The 22,966-nt window shown below is 70.1% G+C and carries 22 protein-coding genes and 4 pseudogenes; 17 read left to right on the top strand and 9 right to left on the bottom strand.

The genetic code is table 11. The features are described 5' to 3' along the window. The first annotated feature begins 112 nt into the window (after positions 1-112). Both HK415_RS16960 and HK415_RS16965 read left to right on the top strand, forming a co-directional pair. Positions 113-607 carry a histone H1-like DNA-binding protein gene (locus tag HK415_RS16960; protein ID WP_171563525.1) on the top strand — a complete coding sequence of 165 codons (495 nt, stop codon included), beginning with the start codon at positions 113-115 and terminating at the stop codon, positions 605-607. A gap of 106 nt (positions 608-713) precedes the next feature. Continuing rightward, positions 714-1,289: an alpha-ketoglutarate-dependent dioxygenase AlkB gene (locus HK415_RS16965; protein ID WP_309246724.1), complete on the top strand. Its 576-nt coding sequence runs from the start codon at positions 714-716 to the stop codon at positions 1,287-1,289. Between the two features lie 71 nt (positions 1,290-1,360). Here HK415_RS16965 and HK415_RS16970 read toward each other — a convergent pair whose 3' ends face one another. The 4 genes from HK415_RS16970 to HK415_RS16980 are packed head-to-tail and all read right to left on the bottom strand — an operon-like array spanning position 1,361 to position 3,862. Further along, positions 1,361-2,008 carry a hypothetical protein gene (locus HK415_RS16970; protein WP_171561309.1) on the bottom strand — a complete coding sequence of 216 codons (648 nt, stop codon included), beginning with the start codon at positions 2,006-2,008 and terminating at the stop codon, positions 1,361-1,363. Next, the gene (locus HK415_RS16975) at positions 2,005-2,835 is read right to left on the bottom strand and encodes an MlaD family protein (protein WP_253261928.1); all 831 of its coding nucleotides are present in this window, start codon (positions 2,833-2,835) and stop codon (positions 2,005-2,007) included. Before HK415_RS16975 ends, HK415_RS16970 begins: the two co-directional genes overlap by 4 nt. Further along, positions 2,787-3,056: a hypothetical protein gene (locus HK415_RS25400; protein ID WP_253261929.1), complete on the bottom strand. Its 270-nt coding sequence runs from the start codon at positions 3,054-3,056 to the stop codon at positions 2,787-2,789. The genes HK415_RS16975 and HK415_RS25400 overlap by 49 nt, the downstream gene beginning before the upstream one ends. 2 nt (positions 3,057-3,058) lie before the next feature. Then, a complete protein-coding gene (locus HK415_RS16980) occupies positions 3,059-3,862 on the bottom strand; it encodes an MlaE family ABC transporter permease (protein ID WP_171561312.1) in 804 nt (267 codons plus the stop codon). A gap of 98 nt (positions 3,863-3,960) precedes the next feature. On the opposite strand from HK415_RS16980, the gene gorA reads away from it, so the two are divergent. From gorA to HK415_RS16995, 3 genes are all read left to right on the top strand, one after another. Continuing rightward, positions 3,961-5,328 (top strand): glutathione-disulfide reductase, encoded by a 1,368-nt coding sequence (gorA, locus tag HK415_RS16985; RefSeq protein ID WP_171561315.1) that lies wholly within the window; start codon positions 3,961-3,963, stop codon positions 5,326-5,328. Positions 5,329-5,451: 123 nt separating this feature from the next. Continuing rightward, positions 5,452-7,539: a FecR family protein gene (locus HK415_RS16990; RefSeq protein WP_171561317.1), complete on the top strand. Its 2,088-nt coding sequence runs from the start codon at positions 5,452-5,454 to the stop codon at positions 7,537-7,539. A gap of 121 nt (positions 7,540-7,660) precedes the next feature. Further along, the gene (locus HK415_RS16995) at positions 7,661-9,154 is read left to right on the top strand and encodes an AMP nucleosidase (RefSeq protein ID WP_171561320.1); all 1,494 of its coding nucleotides are present in this window, start codon (positions 7,661-7,663) and stop codon (positions 9,152-9,154) included. 62 nt (positions 9,155-9,216) lie between these two features. Here the strand turns inward: HK415_RS16995 and asd are convergent, their stop codons facing one another. Together asd and HK415_RS27620 are read right to left on the bottom strand one after the other, a co-directional pair. Beyond that, entirely contained in the window at positions 9,217-9,972 is a 756-nt protein-coding gene (gene asd, locus HK415_RS17000) for an archaetidylserine decarboxylase (protein WP_507236464.1), read from the bottom strand. Beyond that, positions 9,955-10,167: pseudogene (locus HK415_RS27620) on the bottom strand (hypothetical protein); the annotation flags it as partial. The gene asd and the pseudogene HK415_RS27620, both read right to left, overlap by 18 nt. Between HK415_RS27620 and HK415_RS17005 the strand changes: the two are divergent. Genes HK415_RS17005 through HK415_RS25405 form a run of 5 tightly spaced genes read left to right on the top strand, consistent with a single transcriptional unit; the run spans position 10,166 to position 13,733 of the window. After that, the gene (locus HK415_RS17005; RefSeq protein ID WP_171561329.1) at positions 10,166-11,092 is read left to right on the top strand and encodes an ATP-binding cassette domain-containing protein; all 927 of its coding nucleotides are present in this window, start codon (positions 10,166-10,168) and stop codon (positions 11,090-11,092) included. The pseudogene HK415_RS27620 and the gene HK415_RS17005 sit on opposite strands and share 2 nt — an antisense overlap. Continuing rightward, positions 11,092-11,895 (top strand): ABC transporter permease, encoded by an 804-nt coding sequence (locus HK415_RS17010; RefSeq protein WP_171561331.1) that lies wholly within the window; start codon positions 11,092-11,094, stop codon positions 11,893-11,895. The genes HK415_RS17005 and HK415_RS17010 overlap by 1 nt, the downstream gene beginning before the upstream one ends. A gap of 10 nt (positions 11,896-11,905) precedes the next feature. Beyond that, positions 11,906-12,391, top strand: coding sequence for a hypothetical protein (locus HK415_RS17015; RefSeq protein ID WP_171561334.1), 486 nt, complete (start codon positions 11,906-11,908; stop codon positions 12,389-12,391). Next, positions 12,388-13,476 (top strand): GAF domain-containing protein, encoded by a 1,089-nt coding sequence (locus HK415_RS17020; protein ID WP_309246725.1) that lies wholly within the window; start codon positions 12,388-12,390, stop codon positions 13,474-13,476. The genes HK415_RS17015 and HK415_RS17020 overlap by 4 nt, the downstream gene beginning before the upstream one ends. Next, positions 13,419-13,733, top strand: a complete 315-nt coding sequence (locus HK415_RS25405) for a hypothetical protein (RefSeq protein ID WP_253261930.1) — start codon at positions 13,419-13,421, stop codon at positions 13,731-13,733. The genes HK415_RS17020 and HK415_RS25405 overlap by 58 nt, the downstream gene beginning before the upstream one ends. A gap of 34 nt (positions 13,734-13,767) precedes the next feature. Here the strand turns inward: HK415_RS25405 and HK415_RS17025 are convergent, their stop codons facing one another. Together HK415_RS17025 and HK415_RS17030 are read right to left on the bottom strand one after the other, a co-directional pair. Beyond that, positions 13,768-14,502: a hemerythrin domain-containing protein gene (locus HK415_RS17025; RefSeq protein ID WP_171561337.1), complete on the bottom strand. Its 735-nt coding sequence runs from the start codon at positions 14,500-14,502 to the stop codon at positions 13,768-13,770. A gap of 105 nt (positions 14,503-14,607) precedes the next feature. Next, positions 14,608-16,240, bottom strand: a pseudogene (locus HK415_RS17030) (GMC family oxidoreductase). A gap of 110 nt (positions 16,241-16,350) precedes the next feature. On the opposite strand from HK415_RS17030, the gene HK415_RS17035 reads away from it, so the two are divergent. The 4 genes and pseudogenes from HK415_RS17035 (at position 16,351) to HK415_RS17050 (ending at position 19,203) form a co-directional block, all read left to right on the top strand. Further along, positions 16,351-17,148, top strand: a complete 798-nt coding sequence (locus HK415_RS17035; protein WP_253261931.1) for a crotonase/enoyl-CoA hydratase family protein — start codon at positions 16,351-16,353, stop codon at positions 17,146-17,148. 104 nt (positions 17,149-17,252) lie between these two features. Further along, positions 17,253-17,701 (top strand): annotated as a pseudogene (locus HK415_RS17040) (MarR family winged helix-turn-helix transcriptional regulator). Positions 17,702-17,753: 52 nt separating this feature from the next. Further along, positions 17,754-18,173: an organic hydroperoxide resistance protein gene (locus tag HK415_RS17045; protein WP_171561341.1), complete on the top strand. Its 420-nt coding sequence runs from the start codon at positions 17,754-17,756 to the stop codon at positions 18,171-18,173. 22 nt (positions 18,174-18,195) lie between these two features. Further along, positions 18,196-19,203 (top strand): serine/threonine protein kinase, encoded by a 1,008-nt coding sequence (locus tag HK415_RS17050; RefSeq protein WP_171561343.1) that lies wholly within the window; start codon positions 18,196-18,198, stop codon positions 19,201-19,203. Between the two features lies 1 nt (position 19,204). On the opposite strand, the pseudogene HK415_RS17055 reads toward HK415_RS17050, so the two are convergent. Then, a pseudogene (locus tag HK415_RS17055) lies at positions 19,205-20,079 on the bottom strand (fumarylacetoacetate hydrolase family protein). A gap of 74 nt (positions 20,080-20,153) precedes the next feature. Between HK415_RS17055 and HK415_RS17060 the strand changes: the two are divergent. Genes HK415_RS17060 through HK415_RS17070 form a run of 3 tightly spaced genes read left to right on the top strand, consistent with a single transcriptional unit; the run spans position 20,154 to position 22,821 of the window. After that, a complete protein-coding gene (locus HK415_RS17060) occupies positions 20,154-21,119 on the top strand; it encodes a tripartite tricarboxylate transporter substrate binding protein (RefSeq protein ID WP_171561345.1) in 966 nt (321 codons plus the stop codon). An 11-nt stretch (positions 21,120-21,130) separates the two neighbouring features. Further along, positions 21,131-22,111 (top strand): tripartite tricarboxylate transporter substrate binding protein, encoded by a 981-nt coding sequence (locus HK415_RS17065; RefSeq protein WP_171561347.1) that lies wholly within the window; start codon positions 21,131-21,133, stop codon positions 22,109-22,111. Beyond that, positions 22,111-22,821 (top strand): molybdate ABC transporter substrate-binding protein, encoded by a 711-nt coding sequence (locus HK415_RS17070; RefSeq protein WP_171561350.1) that lies wholly within the window; start codon positions 22,111-22,113, stop codon positions 22,819-22,821. The genes HK415_RS17065 and HK415_RS17070 overlap by 1 nt, the downstream gene beginning before the upstream one ends. Positions 22,822-22,966 lie beyond the last annotated feature (145 nt).

Below are 22,966 nucleotides of genomic sequence, written 5' to 3' on the forward strand. Positions count from 1 at the left end.
TGTTCGTGGGGCTGGGCCGAGTGCCCAACCGCACGGATCGCTTCGCGTCACCAACAATGCGCGAAGTGCTCTTTGGTTGATGTTTGTATCAACGTACACAGGAGATAGTGACATGGCAACTGCGAAAAAATCGGCCGCGAAGAAGACCACGGCCCGTAAGTCTGCGGCGAAGAAGACGACGGCGAAGAAGAGCGCCGCCAAGCGCCCGGCCGCCAAGAAGTCGGCAGCCAAGCGCCCCGCCGCCAAGAAGTCGGCCGCCAAGCGTCCGGCTGCGAAGAAGGCGGCTGCGAAGCGCCCGGCAGCGAAGAAGTCCGCTGCGAAGCGCCCGGCTGCGAAGAAGGCGGCGAAGAAGACCACCGCCAAGAAGGCAACTGCGAAGAAGAGCACCGCCCGCAAGGCGACTGCGAAGAAGAGCACCGCCAAGAAGGCCGCCAAGAAGTCCTCCGGCGCGAAGAAGGCTGCGAAAGCGCCGGCTGCGAAACGCGCTGCCAAGGCGCCGGCTGCGAAGTCCAACGGCGGTTCTGCGACTGCGGCCCCTGCGCCTGCAGCCCAGACCACGCTGAACCCGCAGGCCGCCTGGCCTTTTCCGACCGCGGCGAAGCCGTAAGGCGGATCACGGGAAAAACGCCTCGCGTTTTTCCCGTGGATGCCTGGTCAGATCCAGACCCGCGGCTTGCCCGCGGGTTTTTTCTTGCCCGCCGCATACTTGCGCGGTGGACCAACCCGACCTGTTTGGCACGCCCGCTCCCGCCTTGCCGCCCGGCATGCGCCACGAGGAGGAATTTCTCTCCCCTGACGAGGAAGCCGCGCTGATTTCCATCATCGAGCGGCTGCCCCTGGCCCGCATGCAGTACCAGCAGTACGAAGCGCTGCGCCGCGTCGTGAGCTACGGCGGCCAGTACGACTTCAGCACGCAGAAACTCAAGGAAGGCGCGCCCCTGCCCTCCTGGCTGGACCCCCTGCGCGAGCGCGCCGGCGCCTGGGCCGGGATCGCCCCCGCCGCCTTCACGCACGCCCTGGTCGCCGAGTACCAGCCGGGAACGCCGCTCGGATGGCACCGCGACGTGCCCGATTTCGAGGACATCGTCGGCGTGTCGCTGGGCCATGAAGCGGTGATGCGCTTGCGGCGCTACCCGCACGAGAAGGGCAGCCGCGACACGCTGAAGCTCACGCTGCCGCCGCGCTCGATCTACCTGCTGCGCGGGCCGGCGCGCTGGGGGTGGCAGCACAGCGTGGCGCCGACCAAGGCCTTGCGCTACTCGATCACCTTGCGCACGGCACGTTCGTAGGTTGGGCTGCCCGCAGGGCACCCCAACAGCGGGCGCCGGAATCGTTGGGGTGCGCTGGCGCGCAGCCCAGGCTACCGTTCTTCCGCCGCCAGCTGCATCCGTCGCCGCAGCCGGGCCGCTTCCTCCGCCGCGCCCGCCTTCTCCGCCCGCATCGCCTGCGCCCCCAGCCAGGCCATGACCGCCCGCCGCCAGCCCTGCTCGGAGGACGTGTCGGTGCCGATCTGCAGCACTTCGGGATCGGCCTTCTCCGTGCGCAGCAGCACCGCCGCGGCGATCAGGCGCGACAGGGGCGTCTTGATCTTCTTGATCGCCCCGGCGCCGCCCTCGCCGTTGGCGACCGGCCGGTAATCCTCCGGCAGCAGCTTTGCCTGCTCGGGCGTCGCCCGGCCCGCCAGGAAATCGGCGTAGGCGCGTTCGGTGTCGGTGGCGTCGCGCCGCAGGGGCTCGAAGCCGGTGCAGGGCGAGAAGTCCAGGCTGGCCACCTGCACCGCGCAGCGCGTGAGTTCCGCCCGCGCCACCAGCCCCGGCTGCGCGGTGCTGGCGACCTCGCTGCGAAAGCGCGTGAACTCGGAGGCGGCCGGGCGGTCCTTGCCGGAGAGATAGGCGCGTTCGTAGCGGTCCTGCGCGCTGTCGGCGTTCACCAGCCAGTCGGGCTGGCGCGGCTTGTTGCCGCAGGCCGCGAGCAGCACGACGATGGCGACGAGCGAAAGCCTCCTCATGGCAATTCGACCTTCCGCTCTTTCGCGAAGGGCCACTTGCGATTGAGGTCGTTGATCAGGTCCTCGATCTTGCGCAGGTTGGCCTCCACGTCGCCGCGCAGGCTGCCCAGGTCCTGGGTCGCCTTGTTCACGTTGCCGGCGACGCCCTCGGCCTCCTTGAGCACCGCGTCCACGCGCTGCAGGCTGCCGCGCGCGTCGGTCAGCAGCACGCGCAGCTGCCGCATGCTGGCCTGCGCGTCGTCGGCGATGCCGTCCCTGCCGAACACGCGCTGGTCGGCGTTGGTCACCAGCTTGTTGCCGTTGCCGGCCAGCTTCTGGATCTCCGCCATGGCGGCATTGGCGCGTTCGACCGCCGCCACCAGCTTGCGCGCATCGGCCTCGTTGCCGAAGATCGCGTGCAGCGCACCCTGGCGGCTTTGCAGCTTTTCGGTGAAGGTCTGCAGGTTGGCCATCGAGCGGTTCAGCTCCGAATTCGCCGCCGTGATCTGGTTCAGGTTGTCCAGCACGTCCTTGGCCGCGCCGATCACGCGGCCCACTTCCTCGTTGAAGTCGCCGCGCAGCACCGGCCGCTCGGCGCCGTCGGGCAGCGGCGGGTCGGTGAGCACGCCGCTGTAGGCCCGCAGCTGCGCCGCGCCGAAGATCGGCTTGATCAGCGTGAACACGCTGGAGGTGCGCAGCCACTTGGCGTCCTTCTCGATCACGTCGATCTCGATGTTCACGTTGCCGCGCTCGCCCAGTGCCACCTTCTTCACCGTGCCGATCGGGAAACCGGAGAACATCAGGTCCATGCCGGCCACCACGCCCTCGGCGTTGTCGGCCACCAGCACCAGCTGCTGCTTGGGCTCGAAGTAGTAGCGCGCGCGCGCAGCAGGAACAGGCCGGAGGCGACGATCAGCGCCACCGTGAAGGCCAGCAGCAGCGTCGCCTTCAGCTCCAGGTGCTTGACCGGAACGTGCTTGGCGGTCGGTTCCGACTTCTGGACCGGCGTTTCCGGCTGCGGCGGCGCAGTCGGGGGCGGGGAGCTCGGGCGCTTGGGCGTGTCGGCCATGGTCAGATGTAGTTCCCCACCAGCGACAGGGCTTCCAGGATCAGCAGCACGCCAAACATGCGCACCAGGCCCTGCAGCGCCGCGCTCTCGCGCGAGCCGTCGTCCTCGATGTTGTTCAGGCCCGAAGCCATCGGGATCACCGACACCGCGATCGCGAAGAACAGCGTCTTGAGCGCGAAGATGAAGGTGAACATGGGGTCGAACACGCGGCCCGCCACGTGGGTGTAGGCGTCGATGCCGGCGACGGTGAAGCCGTAGACGGCGAAATAGGCCAGGAAGCCGGCCACCACGCAGCTGAGCGAAGCCAGCGTGATGCAGGCGAAGATGCCGGCCATCAGCCGGGGCAGCACCTCCACCGCGATCGGGTCGAGCCGCTTGCGCCGCAGGCTGCGGAAGTGGCCGATGCGCCGCATCTCCACCAGCGCCGCGCCGCTGGGGATGGTGCAGCGCAGGGCGACGAACAGGGCGGCCGTCAGCGGGATCAGTTCCACCACCAGCACCCGCACGACCATCTCCAGCGCGTACTGCGACAGGCCGTAGCTGGCCGAGGTCACGATGACGATGCGGGTGATGATCAGCGTGAACAGCGAGATCAGCACCGTGAACCAGCCGAGAATGGGCGCGGTGTCGATGTAGACGTGGCGCGCCAGGTTGTAGCGGGTCTGCGGGCCGTAGCTGCGCGGGGACAGCGCGCGCACCACCATCACCGAGCCGAAGAACGTGATGCGCGCCCAGGCGGCGGCCCAGCGCACCGGCGCCATGCTGGTGTGCCCCACCCTGCGGTACCACGTCGACAGATGGATCATGGGGGCGATGGTAATGGCGCGGCTGGGCCAGTCTCGTAAGGCTCCGCCTACAGTTGAGCCTTGGCCGCCCGGCCGGGCGGCATGGAAGGAGTGCAGCCATGAGCGATTTCGATTGCGACCTGTTCGTCGTGGGGGGCGGCAGCGGCGGCGTGCGCGCGGCGCGCATGGCCGGCCAGCGCGGGGCGCGCGTGATGCTGGCCGAGGCGGCGGCGCTGGGCGGCACCTGCGTCAACGTCGGCTGCATCCCCAAGAAGCTTTACAGCTATGCCGCGCAGTTCGCGCAGGACTTCGAGGACGCCGCCGGCTACGGCTGGGACCTGCAGCCGGCCCGCTTCGACTGGCGGCGGCTGAAGGCGAATCGCGCCAGGGAGATCGCGCGCCTCAATGGCGTGTACGAGCACCTGCTGCGCACGGCCGGCGTCGAGCTGCTGCGGGGCTGGGCGACGCTGTGCGACCCGCACACGGTGCAGGTGGCCAGCGCCGAGGGCCCGCGGCGCTGGCGCGCCCGCCACATCCTGGTCGCCACCGGCGGCACGCCCTCGGTGCCGCACTTCCCGGGACGGGAGCACGTGCTCACCTCCGACAGCATGTTCGACCTGGAGCCCTTCCCCCGCCGGCTGGTGGTGGTGGGCGGCGGCTACATCGCCTGCGAGTTCGCCTCGATCTTCCACGGCCTCGGCGCGCAGGTCACCCAGCTCTACCGGGGCGAACAGGTGCTGCGCGGCTTCGACGACGACGTGCGCGCCTTCCTCGCGCAGGAGGTCCGCCGGCACGGCGTGGACCTGCGCCTGCGCAGCGACGTCGCCGCGATCGCCCGCGACGGCGATGCACTGGCGGTGACGCTCGCCGGCGGCGAGGTGCTGCCGGCCGACGCCGTCCTGTACGCGACCGGCCGCGTGCCCAACGTCGCGGGGCTGGGCCTGGACGCGGCCGGCGTGCGCCTGTCCGCGCATGGCGGCATCGTGGTCGACGACAGCTACCGCAGCTCGGTGCCTTCGGTGCTGGCGGTCGGCGACGTCACCGCGCGGCTGCAGCTCACGCCGGTGGCGCTGGCCGAGGCGATGGTGGTGGTCGACCAGCTGTTCGGCGAAGGCAGGCGCGCCATGAGCTACGAGCTGGTGCCGACGGCCGTCTTCACCCACCCCGCCATCGGCACGGTCGGCCTCACCGAGCAGCAGGCGCGCGAACGCCATGGCCAGGTCCGCATCTTCCGCACGGACTTCCGGGCGCTGAAGAACACCCTGAGCGGCAACCCGGAGCGCACGCTGATGAAGCTGGTGGTCGATGCGGCCAGCGACCGCGTGGTCGGGCTGCACATGGTCGGGCCCGATGCCGGCGAGATCGTCCAGGGCTTCGCCGTGGCCATGAAGGCCGGCGCGACCAAGGCCGTGTTCGACGGCACGATAGGCATCCACCCTAGCGCGGCGGAGGAGTTCGTCACCCTGCGCGAACCCGTCGCCATGTGAAGCGACGGGGGCCTTCGGACACTCCCGTGACAACTTCACGCAGCTCGCAAAAAGTAAGAAACGGACTACAGGCTTTACACGCTCTTAGCCGACAGGTCGCCTGTCTCAGGCGTTCAATACCGCATGAGCGCGAGCGACAAAAACACCGGTGCGCGGGGCTGCCGCCGGTTCAGCCATGGAGTTGCAGCCCTTGCCTTCGCCTGGGGAGGCGCTGCTTTCGCGGAGGTGGTGGCGGTTCCGGCCGCGCACCTGCACCACGCGGAAGGTTCGGTCGCGTATGCGCCCCAGGGCGACAAGGAATGGCATGACGTCCAGCCGCGCCGCGTGCTCAAGCGCGGCGACCGGCTGTGGACCGACCGCGGCTCGCGCGCCGAAGTGCAGGCCGGCGGCCATGCGCTGCGGCTCAACGGCGAAACCCAGCTGGTGCTGGAGAACGTCGGCGAAACCGCCACCCAGCTGAGCCTCACGCAGGGCAACGTCGTCGCCACCGTCACCCGCATGAACCCGGGCGACAGCTTCGAGGTCGGCACGCCCAACCTCGCCTTCCGTGCCCGCCAGCCGGGCGACTACCGCATCGACGTCGACCCCAAACAGGGCGTGACGCGCGTGGCCGTGCTGTCCGGCTCGGGCGTCGTCTACGGCGAGCGTGGGGAAGCGCTCGAGGTGCGCAACGGCCAGCGCATGACCTTCAAGGACCGCAGCCTGGCCCGCGTGCAGCAGGGCGCCTTCGCCGCCACCGACGACTTCGACCGCTGGGCCGGCGCCCGCCGCCGCGGCGAACCCACGGTGAGCATGCCGAGCGTGGCCACGGCCTCGCCGGCCGCGCCCGCGCCGCACACCGGGCTGGTCAACAAGGGACGCGACATCGTCATCGCGGGCCCCGCGTCCAGCCTGCCGGGCGCAAAGCCGGCAGCCGCCGCGCCGATGCAGGTCCCGCAGGCCAAGCCGCAGCTGGCGCCCGCGCCGCTCGCACCGCAGCTGGCCAAGGCGCAGCCCATTCCGAATGCCCAGGTGCCGCAGAACGCGCCGGCCGCCGTGCCCTTGCGCGTGACCGCGCCCGGCGCCAACGCACCCGCCGCTTCGCAAGGCGCGGCGGCCGCCCAGGCCGCGGCGCAGGCCGCCGCCCAGGCGCAGGCCCGGGCCGAAGCGGACGCACGTGCCGCGGCGCAAGCCGAGGCCGCAGCACGGGCGGCGCAGGCCGCTCGGGCGAAAGCCGCCCAGGCAGCAGCCCACGCGAAGGCCGCGCGCGAGGAGCAGGAACAGCGCCAGCGCGCCGCGCAGCTGCAGCGGGCCGAGGAAGAACGGCGCAGCGCCGCCGCTGCGGATGCCCGCCGCGCCGACGAGCGCAAGCGCGCGACCGCCGCCAGGCGTGCCGACGAAGAGCGCCGCCAGGCGCTGGCCAAGCGTGAGCGGGACCAGGACCACAAGCGGGCGCTTGCCGGCAAGCGTGCCGAGGAAGAACGCCGCGCGCTGCAGGCCAGGCGGGCGGAGGAAGAACGCCGCGCCGCGCAGGCGAAGCGGGCCGCCGAGGAGAAGAAGCTCGCGGCCGCACGCAAGGTGGAGGCCCAGAAGGTCGCGGAGGCGCGCCGCCGCCAGCTCGCCCGCCTGCAGGAGCAGGCCGAACGCGAGGAACAGACGGTGCAGGCGCGGCGCGAGCAGCAGGCCCGCAGGGCGGAGGAAGAGCGTCGGGAGGAACAGGCGCGCCGCGAAGAGCAGTACCGCCGGGAGGAACAGGCGCGCCGCGATGAAGCCTATCGCCGCGAACGCGCCCTGGCGGAACAGCAGCGGCGCGAGTACGAGCGCCGGGAGCAGGAAGTGTGGCTGCGGCAGCAGCAGTACCAGCAGCCCTATCCGCAATACCAGCCGGCCCGCCCCGCGCCCATGGGGTGCCGGCCCGCCGGGTCAGTTGACGCGGCGCGTGTAGGTCCGGGTGACGGAAGACGGCTTGTCCTCTTCCGGGGGCAGGTAGATCGTGGTGCGGTCGATCTTGGCGTCGAAGGCGGCGATCTCGGCGCTCGCGCAACGGATCACGGCGCGGTCGAGGGGATGACACTGTCGCTGGCTCAGTTTGGTCAGCTCCTGGGACTGGTCGATGTGGGCACGGACCTGGGCGGGATCGACCATCAGGGCAAAGGGATTGGCGGCCAACGCTGTCGTCATGTTCTTGGACTCCTTGGGAAATCGCGCTCTGAGCGACCTTGTTCTGGATGACGCAGACTGTCGTCCCGCCCCTCAAAAACCAAGGTCAGCCGAGTCCGTTACACCTTGTAGGACTGTGGCGCACCGCCGGCCGGGTTGAAGGGGCTTGCAAGCGGAGTTGCACAATAGGCGCATGCCCTTCCTGCCGCCTTTCATCGCCCCCACCTTCCACCACGATGCCGAAAGCGCCCTGGACCAGGTGCGCGCGATCTACGCACAGCAGATCCACCACCTGCGCGAGGCGATGCAGCGCTTCGTCGCCGGTGACGCGCTGCCCTCGCGCGTGCGGGGCTGCTATCCCTACGTGCGCATCCACACCGACAGCGTGGTGCCGCAGGCGGCGCTGGAGAACGCGGGTCTGTCGTACGGCTTCGTCGCCAGCGCCGGCCGCTACGAAACCACGGTGACGCGGCCGGACCTGTACGCGAACTACTACCTCGAACAGTTCCGGCTGCTGCTGCAGAACCACGCGGTGCCGCTGGAAGTCGGCACCAGCAGCGAGCCGATCCCGATCCACTTCTCCTTCGCGGAGCACGACCACATCGAAGGCAACCTGCCGCCGGCGCGCAGGATGATGATGCACGACCTGTTCGACCTGCCGGACCTGGGCAACATGGACGACGGCATCGCCAACGGCATCATGCGCTTCGAGCACGGGCAGGCGCACCCGCTGTCGCTGTTCACCGCTTCCCGCGTGGACTACTCGCTGCACCGCCTGCGCCACTACACGGGCAGCACGCCCGACTGGTTCCAGAACTTCGTGATGTTCACGAACTACCAGTTCTACATCGACGAATTCATCAAGCTCGGCCACGAGGAGATGAACCGCCCGGACAGCGACTACATCGCCTTCGTCGAACCCGGCAACGTGGTGACGCGGCGCGTGGGCCTGGCGCGCGAGCCGCAGGACAGCTTCGGCGCGCCACCCCCGCGGCTGCCGCAGATGCCGGGCTACCACCTGATCCGCCAGGGCCACAGCGGCATCACGATGGTCAACATCGGCGTCGGCCCCGCCAACGCGAAGAACATCACCGACCACGTCGCGGTGCTGCGCCCGCACGCGTGGATGATGCTCGGGCACTGCGCGGGCCTGCGCAACAGCCAGCAGCTCGGGGACTACGTGCTGGCCCACGGCTACGTGCGCGAGGACCACGTGCTGGACGAGGAACTGCCGCTGTGGATCCCGATCCCGGCATTGGCCGAGATCCAGCTGGCGCTGGAACACGCGGTGGCGGACGTCACCCAGTGCAAGGGCGCGGACTTGAAGCGCATCATGCGCACGGGCACCGTCGCCAGCACCGACAACCGCAACTGGGAGCTGCTCCCGGGCAACGAGCCGCAGCGCCGCTTCTCGCAAAGCCGCGCGGTGGCGCTGGACATGGAGAGCGCCACCATCGCGGCCAACGGCTTCCGCTTCCGCGTGCCCTACGGCACCCTGCTGTGCGTGAGCGACAAGCCGCTGCACGGGGAGATCAAGCTGCCCGGCATGGCCAACCACTTCTACCGCGAGCGCGTCGACCAGCACCTGCGCATCGGCATGCGCGCCATCGAGATCCTGCGCTCACAGGGCCCGCAGCGGCTGCACAGCCGCAAGCTGCGGGCGTTCGACGAGGTGGCTTTCCAGTAGCGCCCGCGCCAGGTCGGTCCCGGTAGGTCGGGGTGAGCGCGCGCAGCGCCGAACCCCGACACTCAAAGCGCCGCTTCCGTCTCGATCACCGTCGCCATCGCCTCCCCCAGCCGCACCGGCTTGGTGGTCGCCCAGTCGGGCGTGAAGGTCAGCACGTTCTTCGGGAACAGCATGATCACCGTCGAGCCGAGCAGGAAGCGGCCCATCTCCGCGCCCTTGGCCAGCACCACCTGCTGGTCGTCGTAGCGCCACTCGCGCGGCGCGCGCGTGCGGGGAGGATTCACCACGCCGTGCCACACCGTCGCCATGCTGCCGACGATGGTGGCGCCCACCAGCACCATCACCATCGGCCCGTGCGCGCATTCGAACTCGCACACCACCCGCTCGTTGCGCGCGAACAGGCTGGGCACGTGGCGCGCGGTGAGCGGATTGACCGAGAACAGGTCGCCGGGGATGTAGATCATCCGCTTCAGGCGCCCCTCGCAAGGCATGTGGATGCGGTGGTAGTCCTTGGGCGCGAGGTAGAGCGTGGCGAAGTGCCCGTGGTCGAACTGGTGCGCCAGTGCCTGGTCGCCGCCCACCAGCGCGCGTCGAGTAGCTGTGGCCCTTGGCCTGGAACAGCTGGTCGCGCTCGATCGGGCCGAACTGGCTGATCGCCGCGTCCACCGGGCAGATGAAGGGCGCGGCGGCCAGGGGGGCCGCGCGCCCTCGCGCAGGGGCCGCGTGAAGAAGTCGTTGAAGCTCGCGTAGCTCTCGATGCGCGGGTCGGCCGCCTCGCCCATGTCCACCTTGTAGTGCTTCACGAAGCGGCGGACCATGGCATGCGTGAAGGAGCCGAGCTGCATGCTCGCAACCTTGCCCATCAGGATGGTCAGCAGCTTCTTGGGCAACAGGTACTGCTGCGTGATCGGCAGCGGGGGAGCAAGGGGAACAAGCGGTGGCCTCTCGGGCAAATGGAAAATTCTACGGCCCGCCGCGAAAAGCCGGGTTGGGACACAATGGCCGCCGCCCATGACCGAGCCCCTGTTCGACGCCCGCCACCTGAGCAAGCGCTACGGCAGCACCACCGTCGTCGACGACCTTTCCTTCCGGATCGCCGCCGGCGAGTGCCTGGGCGTCATCGGCCCCAACGGCGCCGGCAAGACCACCACCATCCGCATGTGCCTGGGCCTGACCGAGCCCGACGGCGGCGAGATCCGGGCGCTCGGCCTGCAGATGCCGCGCGACGAACTCGCGATCAAGGCGCAGCTGGGCGTGGTGAGCCAGTTCGATTCGCTCGACCCGGATTTCAGCTGCGCCGAGAACCTGCTGGTGTACGGCCGCTACTTCGGCATGCAGGAGCAGCGCATCCGCGACCGCATCCCGCAGCTGCTGGAGTTCGCCGCGCTCACGCACAAGGCGGACGCCCGGCCCGGCGAGCTGTCCGGCGGCATGCGCCGCCGGCTGTCGCTGGCGCGCGCGCTGGTCAACGATCCGCGCCTGCTCATGCTCGACGAGCCGACGACCGGCCTGGACCCGCAGGCCCGCCACCTGATGTGGGAGCGGCTGCAGGTGCTGCTGCAGCAAGGCAAGTCCATCCTGCTGACCACGCACTTCATGGACGAGGCCGAGCGCCTGTGCGACCGCCTGCTGGTGCTGGACCATGGCCGCAAGATCGCGGAAGGCCGCCCGCGCGACCTGATCGCCGAACACCTGGAGCCCGACGTGGTGGAAGCGTACGGCAACGGCGCGCTGTCGCTGGCGCAGTCGCCGCTGAAGGCCATGGCCGGACGCACCGAGGTCAGCGGCGAGACCGTCTTCTTCTACACGCAGGATGCGCGGCCGCTGCTGGATGCGCTGGGGCGCGAGCATCCCAAGCTGCGCACCTTGCACCGGCCCTCGAACCTGGAGGACCTGTTCCTGAAACTCACGGGCCGGCAGATCCGGGAGGGCGCCTGATGAGGACCCATGTCTCGCACTGGCGCGCCCCGCGCCTGTCGCTGCGCTGGTGGCCGGTGTTCCGGCGCAACCTGCTGGTGTGGCGCAAGCTGGCCATCCCCAGCCTGATCGGCAACATCGCCGAGCCGCTGATCTGGCTGGTGGCCTTCGGCTACGGCATGGGCGCGCTGGTGGGGCGCGTGCGGGTGGAGGGCATGGAGGTGCCCTACATCCTGTTCCTGGCCAGCGGTTCGATCTGCATGAGCGCCATGAACGCGGCGACCTTCGAGGCGCTCTACTCCGCCTTCTCGCGCATGCACGTGCAGAAGACCTGGGACGGCATCATGAACGCGCCGGTGAGCCTGGACGACATCGTGATGGCGGAGATGCTGTGGGCCGCGTACAAGGCGATCTTCACCGTCACCGCCATCCTGCTCGTGATGCTCGGGCTGGGCATCTCCTACAGCCCCAAGCTGCTCGCGGCCTGGCTGGTGCTGGCGGGCGCCGGGGTCACCTTCTCCTGCATCGCCCTGATTTTCAACGCGCTGGCGAAAGGCTACGATTTCTTCACCTACTACTTCACCCTGTTCCTGACGCCCATGATGTTCCTCTCCGGCGTGTTCTTCCCGCGCGAGCAGCTGCCGGAGCTGGTGCGCCTGTTCGCCGACTGGCTGCCCCTGACGGCGGCGGTGGAACTGGTGCGGCCGATGTTCATGGACCGCTGGCCCGCGCAGCCGCTGCGGCACCTGCTGGTGCTCGCCGCCTATGCCGTCGGGGCCTTCTGGGTGGCCCTGGCGGTGACGCGCCGCCGGTTCGCCGCCTGAGCCCGCACGCATGGCCGCGCCGCTCCCGCCGGACCTGGTCGCCATGATGGCGCGGGGCATCTCCGTGATCGTCGCCGCGCGCGACGCGGGTCTGCGCCCCAGCCTGATGCGCGCGGTGGGCAGCCGGGTCGAGGCGGACGGCCGCGACATCACGGTCTACCTGTCGCGTCCGCAGTCGCGCCAGGTGCTGGAGGACCTCGCGTCCAACGGCCACATCGCCGTGGTGTTCAGCGAGCCGTCCACCCACCGCACCGTGCAGCTCAAGGCCTCGCGGGTGGAGATGCGCGGCGCCGGCGAAGGCGACGCGCCGGTGCTGGCCCGCTACCTGCGCTCCATGGAGCACGAGATCCAGCAGGTCGGGTTCGCGCCGCCGCTGACCCGCGCCATGCTGGCGCACCGGCTGCAGGACGTGGTGGCGGTGCGCTTCACGCCCGAGCAGGCCTTCGACCAGACCCCGGGGCCGCGCGCCGGCAGCCCGCTGGGGGGCGCGCGGTGAAGGCGCCCGCGCTGCAGGACATCCGCTGCTGCTTCGAGGGCATCATCCCCGCGGTGGTCGCCACCTGCGCGGCCGACGGCACGCCCAACGTCGCCTACATCTCGCAGGTGTTCTACGCCGACGAGCGCCACGTGGCGCTGTCCTTCCAGTTCTTCAACAAGACGCGGCAGAACATCCTGGCCAACCCGCGGGCCACCGCCCTGCTGCTCGACCCGGGCACCGCGCAGTTCTACCGCCTCCACATCCGCTACCTGCGCACGGAGACCGACGGCCCGCTGTTCGAGGGCATGCGCGCGCAGCTCGCCGGCATCGCCTCGCACAGCGGCATGCAGGACGTGTTCCGCCTGCTCGGTTCGGACGTGTACGAGGTCGAGCGCATCGAGGTGCTGGAAGGCGAACCGCTGCCTCCGCGGCCGCCGCGCACCGGGCTGCTCGGGGCGGTGCGCCGTGCCGGCGAAAGGCTGGCGCGCTGCGCAAGCCTGGACGAGGCCCTGAACGCGGTGCTGGCCAGCCTGAACGACTTCCTCGGCATCCGCCACGCGATGGTGCTGATGCTCGATGCCGGGGCGCAGCGCCTGTACACGGTGGCCAGCTGCGGCTACGCGACCTCCGGCGTCGGCTCGGAGATCCGGGTCGGCCAGGGCGTGATCGGGGTCGCCGCGCGGGAACGCACGCCGGTGCGCATCGGCCACATGACCAGCGCGGCGCTGTACACGCAGGCCATGCGCAGCAGCCTGGATGCCAGCGCCCCGGACTTCCCGGCGGTCGCCGAGATCCCCTACCCGGGTCTCGCGCAGCCGCACAGCCAGCTGGCGGTGCCGATCCAGAACGGCGGCCGCATCCTGGGCGTGCTGTTCGTGGAGAGCACGCAGGAACTGCAATTCAGCTACGAGGACGAGGATGCGCTGGTGGCGATCGCGGGCCACCTGGGCGCGGTGATCGAGCAGATGCAGGCGGCCAACGACGCCGCCGACGCGGGGCGGCCCCGCCGCCCCACTCCCCGGGTGCGCCGGCCGCCGAAGCGCCCATGGTGGTGCGCCATTTCGCGGCCAACGACAGCATCTTCCTGGGCGACACCTACCTGATCAAGGGCGTGGCCGGCGCGATCCTGTGGAAGCTGCTGCGCGACCACCGGCAGCTGGGGCGCACGGAATTCAGCAACCGCGAGCTGCGGCTCGACCCGGCGCTGAAGCTTCCCGACGTCTGCGACAACTTGGAGGCCCGCCTGCTGCTGCTGCAGCGTCGGCTGGCCGAGCAGGGCGGCGGCCTGCGCATGGAGAAGACGGGCCGCGGCCGCTTCCGCCTGGTGCTGGCGCGCCCCGTGGAACTGGTGTCCTCGTAGGCAGGGGTGCGCCGGCGGGCGCCCCCGGCACCCCTCAGGCCTCCACCAGGCCGCGCACCGGCGCGATGCCCAGCGCCCGCGCCAGCTTGGTCCACTCCGCGGCCGTGAGGTGCGGCAGCGCCGTATCGACGATCGCGTCGAACACCTCGGGCGGCGCCTTGGCGCGCACGTCCGCCAGCATGTGGAAGCGTTCCAGCGGGTTCATGAACGGCACCAGCCAGCGGGCGATCGCCATCATCTCCTGCGGCGGGATGGAGGCCACCAGCGCGTCGTGGATCGCCACCAGCTCGGCGTCGGTGTAGCGCGCCCACAGCACGGCGCCGTGGGCCGTTTCCTCGACGTGCATGTGCTCGAAGTTGCCAGCCACGAACAGGGCCAGTTCGCGGTACAGCTCCAGCGCGTCGGCGTGGCGCCGGGCGGGCGAGGCGGCGCCCATTCGCGCCGCCATCTGCGCCAGCCTTTCGATGTGCCGCACGTGGTCCTCGTGCTCGTGCGCGATGCGGTCGCTGGCGCCCGGTGCGCGCGCCTCGATCGCGGCGTGCACGAACGCGTTCTCGTGCGCCAGATGCGCGCCGCAGAAGCCGAGCAGCTGCAGCACGCGCTCTTCGGTGCGCGCGACCTCGGCATCGTCGGCGGGGTCCATGCGGCCGACGGCCAGCAGGGTGTCGGCCATGAAGGCGCGCAGCGCCTTGTGGATGCCGGTGTACATGTCGAAGCGAGGCGCTTCGGCGGCCGCGACGCGGGCCAGTTCCTGGGAGGTGATCTTCATGGGCTTCTTTCGCTTGGGAGACGGCAGGTTCGCCGCGGAAAGAAGTCTAGGAACGCGGCCCCGCGCGCGTTCTGAAGAAAGCCTTAAGCGAACCCTCAGCAAACCTTAAGCGGGCACGGGCTCCGCCGGGACGTGAACTGCTTCACGCTGCGCCTGCGCCGACTGCCTGATCATCTCCGCCGCCTTCTCCCCGATCATGATCACCGGCGCATTGGTGTTGCCGCCGACGATGCTGGGCATGATGGACGCATCCACCACCCGCAAGCCCTCGATCCCGCGCACGCGCAGCTGCGCGTCCACCACGTCCATCGGCCCGTTGCCCATGCGGCAGGTGCCCACCGGGTGGTAGATGGTGTCGGCGTGGTTGCGCACGAAGGCTTCGATGGCCGCGTCGTCGCGCGCGCCGGCGGAGGTGGCGAGCTCGCGGCCGCGGAAGCCCGCCAGCGCCGGCTGCTCCAGGATGTGGCGCATCACCTTGAAGCCACGCACCAGGCGGCGCACGTCGTCGGCATCGGCCAGGAAGTTCGGGTCGATGCGCGGCGCGGCCAGCGGGTCCGGGCTGTGCAGCTGCAGCGTGCCGCGGCTCTTCGGGCGCAGCAGGCAGACGTGGCAGGAATAGCCGTGGCCGAACACCGTCTTGCGGCCGTGGTCCACCAGCTTGCCGATCACGAAGTGCAGCTGCAGGTCCGGGATCGCTTCCTCCGGCGCGCTGCGGATGAACCCCCGCCTCGGCGAAGTTGGTCGTGAGCAGGCCGCTGCGCTGCCGGCGCCATTCGAGGATGCCCTTGACCGTGTTGACGATGCCCCGGGGCGACAGGCCGAACAGGTCGGTGAGGTGCGGCGCATCCACCACCTGCACCACGTCCACGTGGTCGTGCAGGTTCTGGCCGACGCCGGGCAGGTGGTGCTCGATCGGGATGCCGTGCTGGCGCAGGTGCTCCGCCGGGCCGATGCCCGAGAGCATCAGCAGCTGCGGCGACAGCAGCGCGCCCGCGCTCAGGAGCACCTCGCGCCGGGCGCGCAGTTCCCGGTCGTGACCGTCCTGCCGGAAGGTGACACCGACCGCGCGCCGGCCTTCCAGCAGCACGCGCGTGGCGTGGGCGCCGGTGAGCACGTGCAGGTTGGCCCGGTGGCGGTTCGGCGCCAGGTAGGCCTTGGCGGCGCTGAAGCGCTCGCCGTTCTTGTGGGTCACCTGGTAGAGGCCGACGCCTTCCTGCTCGGCGCCGTTGAAGTCCCTGTTTTCCGGGTAGCCCGCCTGCTTCGCCGCCTCCACGAACACCGGGCCGAAGCGGTGCGGGCTGCGCAGGTCCATCACGTTCAGGGGACCGTCGGCGCCGTGGAAGGCGTCGGCGCCGCGCTCGTTGTGCTCGGACTTGCGGAACCAGGGCAGCACCTCGTCCCAGGACCAGCCGGCGTTGCCTTCGGCCGCCCAGCGGTCGTAGTCGCTGCGGTGGCCGCGGGCGTAGATCATCGCGTTGACGGAGCTCGAGCCGCCCAGCACCTTGCCCCGCGGCTGGTAGCCGCTGCGCCCGTTCAGGCCGGCCTGCGGCACCGTCTGGAAGCCCCAGTTCGCCTGCCCGTTCTTCGCCAGCAGCGCGAGCCCGGCCGGGCAGTGGATCAGCACGCTGGTATCGGGCGGGCCGGCCTCGAGCAGCGCGACCTGCACCTGCGGGTCCTCGCTCAGGCGGGCGGCCAGCACGCAGCCCGCGGAACCGCCGCCCACGATCAGGTAGTCCACGGCGGGGGAGGCATAGCGGCCATCGATCTCTCCTCAAGCTGCGCCCAGTCTAGGGAAACCCTCGCCCGCCCGGCCGGGTGGCTGCTCTAATGTGCGTCATGGAAAACGCCATGCCGCCCGCCGAGGGCACCATCACCACCGAGCGGCGCGGCGCGCTGCTGCTGGTGGGCATCAACCGGCCCGCCAAGCGCAACGGCTTCACGCCGCGCATGTTCCGCGAGCTGGCACAAGCGTACACCCTGCTGGACGACGATCCCGCGCTGCGCGTGGGCGTGCTGTTCGCGCACGGGGACCACTTCACCGCCGGCCTCGACCTGCCGACCATCGCCCCTTCCATGCAGAAGGGCGAGAAGCTGTGGCCGCAGGACGCCGTGGAGCCGCTGAACCTGGGGACGCCCGGCTACCGCCGCCGTACCAAGCCCATGGTGGTCGCGGTGCAGGGCATCACCTTCACGCTGGGCATCGAGCTGATGCTGGCCGCCGACATCGTGGTGGCGGCCGACGATTGCCGCTTCTCGCAGCTGGAGGTCCAGCGCGGGATCATGGCCACCGGCGGCGCGACCCTGCGCATGGCCGAGCGGGCCGGCCTGGGCAATGCGCTGCTGCACCTGCTGACCGGCGACGAATTCGGCTCCGCCGAGGCGCTGCGCCTGAACTTCGTGCAGAAGGTGGTGCCCAAGGGCCGGCAGCTCGACGAGGCGATCCGCATCGCCGAGAGCGTCGCGGCCCAGGCGCCGCTGGCGGTGGTGGCCACGCGCCTCAATGCCCTGAAGGCGGTGGAGCGCGGGCCGCTGGAAGCCATGGCGGAGTTCGTCTCCGTGCAGCAGCGCCTGTCGCGCACCGAGGACGCGGCCGAGGGCCTGAAGTCCTTCGTCGAGAAGCGCCCGTCGCGGTTCAGCGGCAGGTAATTCCCTCGCTGCCGCGCCTGTCATTCCGGGCCTGACCCGGGATCCATTCCCCTGTTGCCCGCATTGAATTGCACGCAATTCAATTTCGAGCTACAGTTCATCCCATGCCGGCACGCAAGCTCTCCCCCGACCAGGCCCTGCTGCTGGACAACCAGCTGTGCTTCGCCTTGTATTCCGCCTCGCTGGCCATGACCAAGCTGTACAAGCCGCTGCTCGACGAGCTGGGCCTGACCTACCCGCAGTACCTCGTGATGCTGGTGCTGTGGGAGACCGACGGCCTGATGGTCTCCGAACTCGGCCAGCGGCTCACGCTCGACTCCGGCACGCTCACCCCCTGCTCAAGCGGCTCGAATCCTCCGGGCTGGTCAGCCGCCTGCGCGCGGTGGAGGACGAGCGCCGCGTGCACATCCACCTCACCGCCGCGGGCCGCAAGCTCAAGGCCAGGGCCGCCAAGGTCCCGGGCTGCGTGCTGGCGGCCAGCCAGTGCTCCATTCCCGAGCTGTTGCAGCTCACCGGACAGATCCGCACCCTGCGCGAGCGCCTCGCGGCGTGAACGCACCGTTTCCACCCGCTTCGACGAAGCATTTCCCCACCAAGGACAAGACATGACCACGCCCCTGAACAAGGTTCTCTACACCGCCCGCACCCACGCCGTCGGCGGCCGCGAAGGCAGCGGCCGCTCCGACGACGGCCGCATCGACGTCAAGCTGTCCTCGCCCGGCGGTCCCGGCAACGGCACCAACCCCGAGCAGCTGTTCGGCGTCGGCTACTCCGCCTGCTTCATGGGCGCGATGAAGGCGGTGGCGCCCAAGCTCGCCATGACGGTGCCGGCGGAAACCGCGATCGACACCGAAGTGGACCTGGGCCCGACCGCCAACGGCTACGGCATCGCCGTGCGCATGAAGATCACGCTGCCCGGCGTCGAGCGCGCCAAGGCGGAGCAGCTGGTGGCCGAAGCGCACAAGGTCTGCCCCTACTCCAACGCGACCCGTAACAACATCGCCGTCGACATCAGCGTCGCCTGAGGTCCCGCGGCGACAATGCCGCATGACCGCAGACGCCCGCCATCCCTACGAGACGCTCACGCCCGACGTCGTGCTGGACGCACTGGCGTCTGTGGGCCTCTACGGGGACGGGCGGCTGCTCGGGCTGAGCTCCTACGAGAACCGGGTCTACCAGATCCACCTGGAGGACCCGTTCGAAGGCTCGGCCATCGTGGTGGCCAAGTTCTACCGGCCGGGCCGCTGGAGCGAGGCGCAGATCCTGGAGGAGCACGCCTTCTCCGCCGAGCTGCAGCGCTCCGAGGTGCCGGCGGTGGCGCCCTTTGCGCCCGGCGGCCGCACCCTGCACACCTTCGCGGGCTTCCAGTTCAGCGTGTCGCCGCGGCGCGGCGGCCGTGCGCCCGAACTGGACGACGCCGAAGTGCTGGAGTGGATCGGCCGCTACCTCGCGCGCCTGCACACGGTGGGCGGCAAGTCCGCCTTCAGCGTGCGGCCGGCGCTGGACGTGCACACCTTCGGCGAGGAGCCGCGCGACTGGCTGCTGGCGCACGACGGGATCCCGCTGGACGTGCAGGGCGAGTGGCAGCGCGGCTGCGAGCTCGCGCTGGCACAGGTCCGCACCGCCTTCGACGTCGCACGCGAAGCCGGCGTGAAGCACCTGCGCCTGCACGGCGACTGCCATCCCGGCAACATCCTCTGGACGCCCGATGCGGGGCCGCACTTCGTGGACCTGGACGACGCGCGCACGGGCCCCGCGGTGCAGGACCTGTGGATGCTGCTGTCGGGCGACCGCGGCCAACGGCAGAAGCAATTGGGTGCGCTGGTGGACGGCTACGAGCAGATGCGCGACTTCGACCGCGCGGAACTCGCGCTGATCGAGCCGCTGCGCACGCTGCGCCTGATCCATTACAGCGCGTGGCTGGCGCGCCGCTGGGACGACCCGGCCTTCCCGATCGCGTTCCCGTGGTTCGGCAGCTCGGATTACTGGCGCGGGCAGGTGCAGATGCTGGAGGAGCAGCGTGAGGCGATGGAGGAGCCGGCGCTGGTGGCGTGAGCTACTTCAGCGGGTTCTCCAGCACCCCGATCCCGCCGATCTCGATCTTCACCACGTCCCCCGACTTCAGGTACTTGGGCGGCTTGTAGCCGATGCCCACGCCGGCCGGCGTGCCGGTGGCGATCAGGTCGCCCGGGTACAGCGTGATGCCGGCGGAGATGCACTCGATCAGCGTCGGGATGTCGAAGATGAAATCCTTGGTGTTGGCGTCCTGGCGCAGCTCGCCGTTCACCCAGCACTTCACGTCGGTGTTCTGGCCGTCCATCTCGTCGGCCGTCACCAGCCACGGGCCCATGGGGCAGAAGGTGTCGAAGGACTTGCCCAGCAGCCACTGCGAGTGGCGGCCCTGCCAGTCGCGCGCCGTCATGTCGTTGATGATCGTGTAGCCCCACACGTGCTTCATCGCGTCGGCCTTGCTGATGCCCTTGCCGCCCTTGCCGATCACCACCGTCAGTTCCCTTCGTAGTCGATCGCGGTGGAGACTTCGGCCGGGATCACGATCGCGTCCTTGGGCCCGATCACCGACTCGGGCACCTTCGAGAAGATGATGGGTGCCGACGGAATGTCGCCACCGGACTTCGCGCTCGAGTCGAAGCCGCTGCCCGCGAACTCCTTGGCGTGCGCGTGGTAGTTCTTGCCGACGCAGAACACGTTGCGGCGCGGACGCGGGATCGGCGCGGTGAGCTGCACCTGGTCCAGCGCGATGGCCTTGCCCGTCGCCAGAAGCGCGCGTCCTGCGGCCTGCGCCTCCACCAGAGGCAGGGCGCCGAGCGCCGCTTCGGCGGCCGAAAACTGGAAGGGCTCGATGCTGCGGGCGTCAGCGGAAATGCGGCCCACGCCCTGCTGGCCCTGGTAACGATATGCTGCGATCTTCATCGGGAAAACTCTCTTTCTCGGCCAGAACGGCGCTCTGTAGCATGCTAACAAAACGTCCCTCAGGAGTTCCCCCAATGTTCCGTCGAATTTTCCTGGCTGCGGGCCTTGTTACCGCCGCCGGCCTCGCTGTCGCGCAGGCTGCCTACCCGACCAAGCCGATCACCATGATCGTGCCCTTCCCGCCGGGCGGGCTGGCCGACACGGTCGGGCGGCCGGTGGCGGAAGCGATGGCGCGGGACCTGGGCCAGCCGGTGGTGATCGAGAACAAGGGCGGCGCGGGCGGCGGCATCGGCATGGCGCAGGCCTCCAAGGCAGCGCCCGACGGCTACACGGTCCTGATGGCACTGTCCTCGTACAGCGTGCTGCCCGAAGCCGACCTGCTGCTCGGCCGCCAGCAGATGTACGCGTACAACTCGCTGCGGCCGATCGCGCGCTTCACCGCCGACCCGACCGTGCTGGCCGTGCGCGCGGACGCGCCCTGGAAGAGCGTGAAGGACTTCGTGGAAGACGCGCGCAAGCGGCCCGGCGCGATCAACTTCGGCTCCTCCGGCAACTACGGGACCATGCACGTGCCGATGGAGATCCTCAAGCAGGTCGCCGGCGTCAGCATGACGCACATCCCCTACACCGGCGCCGGCCCGGCCGTGGTCGCGCTGCTGGGCGGCCAGGTCGACGCGCTGTCCACCGGCCCCGCGACCGTTCTGCAGCACGTCAAGGCAGGCAAGATCCGCGTGCTGGGCCACTGGGGCACCACGAAGTTGGAGACCATGCCCGAGGTGCCTTCGCTCAAGCAGGCCGGCTACAACGCCGAGTACGCGCAGTGGTCGGGCCTGTTCGTGCCCGCCGGCACGCCGGAGCCCGTGGTGCAGCGCCTGCGCCAGGCGGCGCGCGCGGCGGCCAACGACCAGAAGGTGAAGGACGTGATCATGAACGCCGGCAGCCCCATCCTTTACCAGGACGCGCCGGACTTCGAGAAGTACGTGCAGGGCGACGTCAGGCGCATGGCCAGCGTGGTCAAGCGCATCGGCAAGGTCGAGTGAAGGAGCCTCCCATGAAGCGCCACCTGTTCCTGCGCTGGCTGGCCGCCGGCGCCTGCGCCGCGGGCCTGCTGCATGCCCTGCCTGCCGCCGCGCAGGAATGGCCCACGCGCCCGATCCGCATCGTCGTGCCCTTCGCCACCGGCGGGTCGGCCGACGTGTACGCGCGCTTCCTGGCGCAGCGGCTGCCGGCGATCCTCGGCCAGCCCGTGGTGGTGGAGAACCGTCCCGGCGCCGGCGCGGTGATCGGCACCGACCTGGTGGCCAAGGCTCCGGCGGATGGCTACACGTTGCTGCTGATGTCGAACACCCACACGGTGAACGAAACGCTGGTGGCCAGCAAGCCCTACAACCTCACGCGCGACTTCGTCGCCGTGGCGCCGATCAACTACGCGGACCTGATCTTCGTCGCCCATCCCTCGGTGCCGGCGGCCAACGTGCGCGACCTGCTGAAGATGGCCAAGGAGCGGCCGGGCAAGTTCAACTACGCCTCGTCGGGCACCGGCACGCCTTACCACATGGCCGGCGAGCTGTTCAAGGCGATGTCGGGCGTGTACCTCGTGCACATCCCGTACAAGGGCAGCTCCGGTGCGCGCACCGACCTGCTCGGCGGCCAGGTCGACCTGATGTTCGACGCGGTCACCACCATGGTGGAACAGGTGAAGGCCGGCAAGGTCAAGGCGATCGCCACCACCGGCAAGTCGCGTTCCGCCGCGCTGCCCAACGTGCCCACCGTGCACGAGTCGGGCGTGCCCAACTACGAAGCGACCATCTGGCTGGGCGTGCTCGCACCCAAGGCCACGCCGGCCGCGGTGGTCAGCAAGCTGAACGACGCCATCACCAGGATCGTGTCGCAGCCCGAGGTCCAGCAAGGCTGGACCCAGCAGGGCGCCACCGCGATGGTGATGAACCCGCAGGTGTTCGACAAGTACGTGCAGGACGACATCCAGAAATGGGCGAAGCTGATCCAGTCCGCCGGCATCAAGGCGGACTGATGACGAAGACGCTGCGCATCCTGAGCGGCGGCGCCGCCCAAGGCCTGGTGGGCCGGCTGCAGGCGGAGTTCGAGAAGAAGCACGACTGCCGCATCGAGGGCAGCTTCGGCGCGGTCGGCGCCATGCGCGACAAGCTGCTGGCCGGCACGCCCTGCGACCTGCTGATCCTCACGCAGGCGCTGGTCGACGAACTGGCGGCGCAGGGCCGCGCGCAGACCGCGTCGGTCACGCCGGTGGGCCGGGTGAAGACCGGCGTGGCGCTGAAGGAAAAGCATGCGCCGGTGGCGATCCGCACGCCGGAAGACCTGAAGGCACTGCTGCAGGCCGCGCCCGAGATCTACTTCCCCGATCCGGCCAAGGCCACGGCGGGCATCCACTTCATGAAGGTGCTGCAGGCACTCGACCTCGCCGGCGACCCGGCGAAGCTCAAGACCTACCCGAACGGCGCCACCGCGATGGCGGCGCTGGCGCAGGCGAGCGAGCCCGAGGCCGTGGGCTGCACGCAGGTGACCGAGATCCTGATCACGCCGGGCGTGCGCCTCACCGGCCTGCTGCCCGCGCCGCACGAACTGGTCACGCTCTACACGGCGGCCGTGGCGACCGACGCGCAGGAGCCGCAGCTGGCGCGCGCGCTGGTCGAGGAACTGACCGCGGCCGGCGCCGCCGAAACCCGCCGCCGCTGCGGTTTCAGCGAGGCGTCCCAGGCCTAGCCGGCACGCGCTTGCGCGCAAAAGTTGGCAACCGGGCCGTCGCCGACCAGGGTTTACCCCAGCCTGCCCGACAGGGTCGATCCGCCCTAATCCGTTCACATTTAGTAACGGAGAGATACAAATGGATCGTAGCCGTCGCCTGACT

It is taken from the genome of Ramlibacter montanisoli (assembly GCF_013087525.1).
Classification (GTDB): Bacteria; Pseudomonadota; Gammaproteobacteria; order Burkholderiales; family Burkholderiaceae_C; genus Ramlibacter; species Ramlibacter montanisoli.

Bases quoted from the DNA above. Each gene is read 5' to 3' on its own strand.
- HK415_RS17070 (WP_171561350.1), top strand. From the start codon at position 22,111: ATGACGAAGACGCTGCGCATCCTGAGCGGCGGCGCCGCCCAAGGCCTG.
- asd (WP_507236464.1), bottom strand. From the start codon at position 9,972: ATGGTCCGCCGCTTCGTGAAGCACTACAAGGTGGACATGGGCGAGGCG.
- HK415_RS17045 (WP_171561341.1), top strand. From the start codon at position 17,754: ATGACCACGCCCCTGAACAAGGTTCTCTACACCGCCCGCACCCACGCC.
- HK415_RS16960 (WP_171563525.1), top strand. From the start codon at position 113: ATGGCAACTGCGAAAAAATCGGCCGCGAAGAAGACCACGGCCCGTAAG.
- HK415_RS25405 (WP_253261930.1), top strand. From the start codon at position 13,419: ATGGTGGTGCGCCATTTCGCGGCCAACGACAGCATCTTCCTGGGCGAC.
- HK415_RS17050 (WP_171561343.1), top strand. From the start codon at position 18,196: ATGACCGCAGACGCCCGCCATCCCTACGAGACGCTCACGCCCGACGTC.
- HK415_RS17025 (WP_171561337.1), bottom strand. From the start codon at position 14,502: ATGAAGATCACCTCCCAGGAACTGGCCCGCGTCGCGGCCGCCGAAGCG.
- HK415_RS16970 (WP_171561309.1), bottom strand. From the start codon at position 2,008: ATGAGGAGGCTTTCGCTCGTCGCCATCGTCGTGCTGCTCGCGGCCTGC.
- HK415_RS16990 (WP_171561317.1), top strand. From the start codon at position 5,452: ATGAGCGCGAGCGACAAAAACACCGGTGCGCGGGGCTGCCGCCGGTTC.
- HK415_RS16980 (WP_171561312.1), bottom strand. From the start codon at position 3,862: ATGATCCATCTGTCGACGTGGTACCGCAGGGTGGGGCACACCAGCATG.
- HK415_RS16995 (WP_171561320.1), top strand. From the start codon at position 7,661: ATGCCCTTCCTGCCGCCTTTCATCGCCCCCACCTTCCACCACGATGCC.
- HK415_RS17065 (WP_171561347.1), top strand. From the start codon at position 21,131: ATGAAGCGCCACCTGTTCCTGCGCTGGCTGGCCGCCGGCGCCTGCGCC.
- HK415_RS17005 (WP_171561329.1), top strand. From the start codon at position 10,166: ATGACCGAGCCCCTGTTCGACGCCCGCCACCTGAGCAAGCGCTACGGC.
- HK415_RS17035 (WP_253261931.1), top strand. From the start codon at position 16,351: ATGCCGCCCGCCGAGGGCACCATCACCACCGAGCGGCGCGGCGCGCTG.
- HK415_RS17015 (WP_171561334.1), top strand. From the start codon at position 11,906: ATGGCCGCGCCGCTCCCGCCGGACCTGGTCGCCATGATGGCGCGGGGC.
- HK415_RS25400 (WP_253261929.1), bottom strand. From the start codon at position 3,056: ATGGCCGACACGCCCAAGCGCCCGAGCTCCCCGCCCCCGACTGCGCCG.
- gorA (WP_171561315.1), top strand. From the start codon at position 3,961: ATGAGCGATTTCGATTGCGACCTGTTCGTCGTGGGGGGCGGCAGCGGC.
- HK415_RS17060 (WP_171561345.1), top strand. From the start codon at position 20,154: ATGTTCCGTCGAATTTTCCTGGCTGCGGGCCTTGTTACCGCCGCCGGC.
- HK415_RS17010 (WP_171561331.1), top strand. From the start codon at position 11,092: ATGAGGACCCATGTCTCGCACTGGCGCGCCCCGCGCCTGTCGCTGCGC.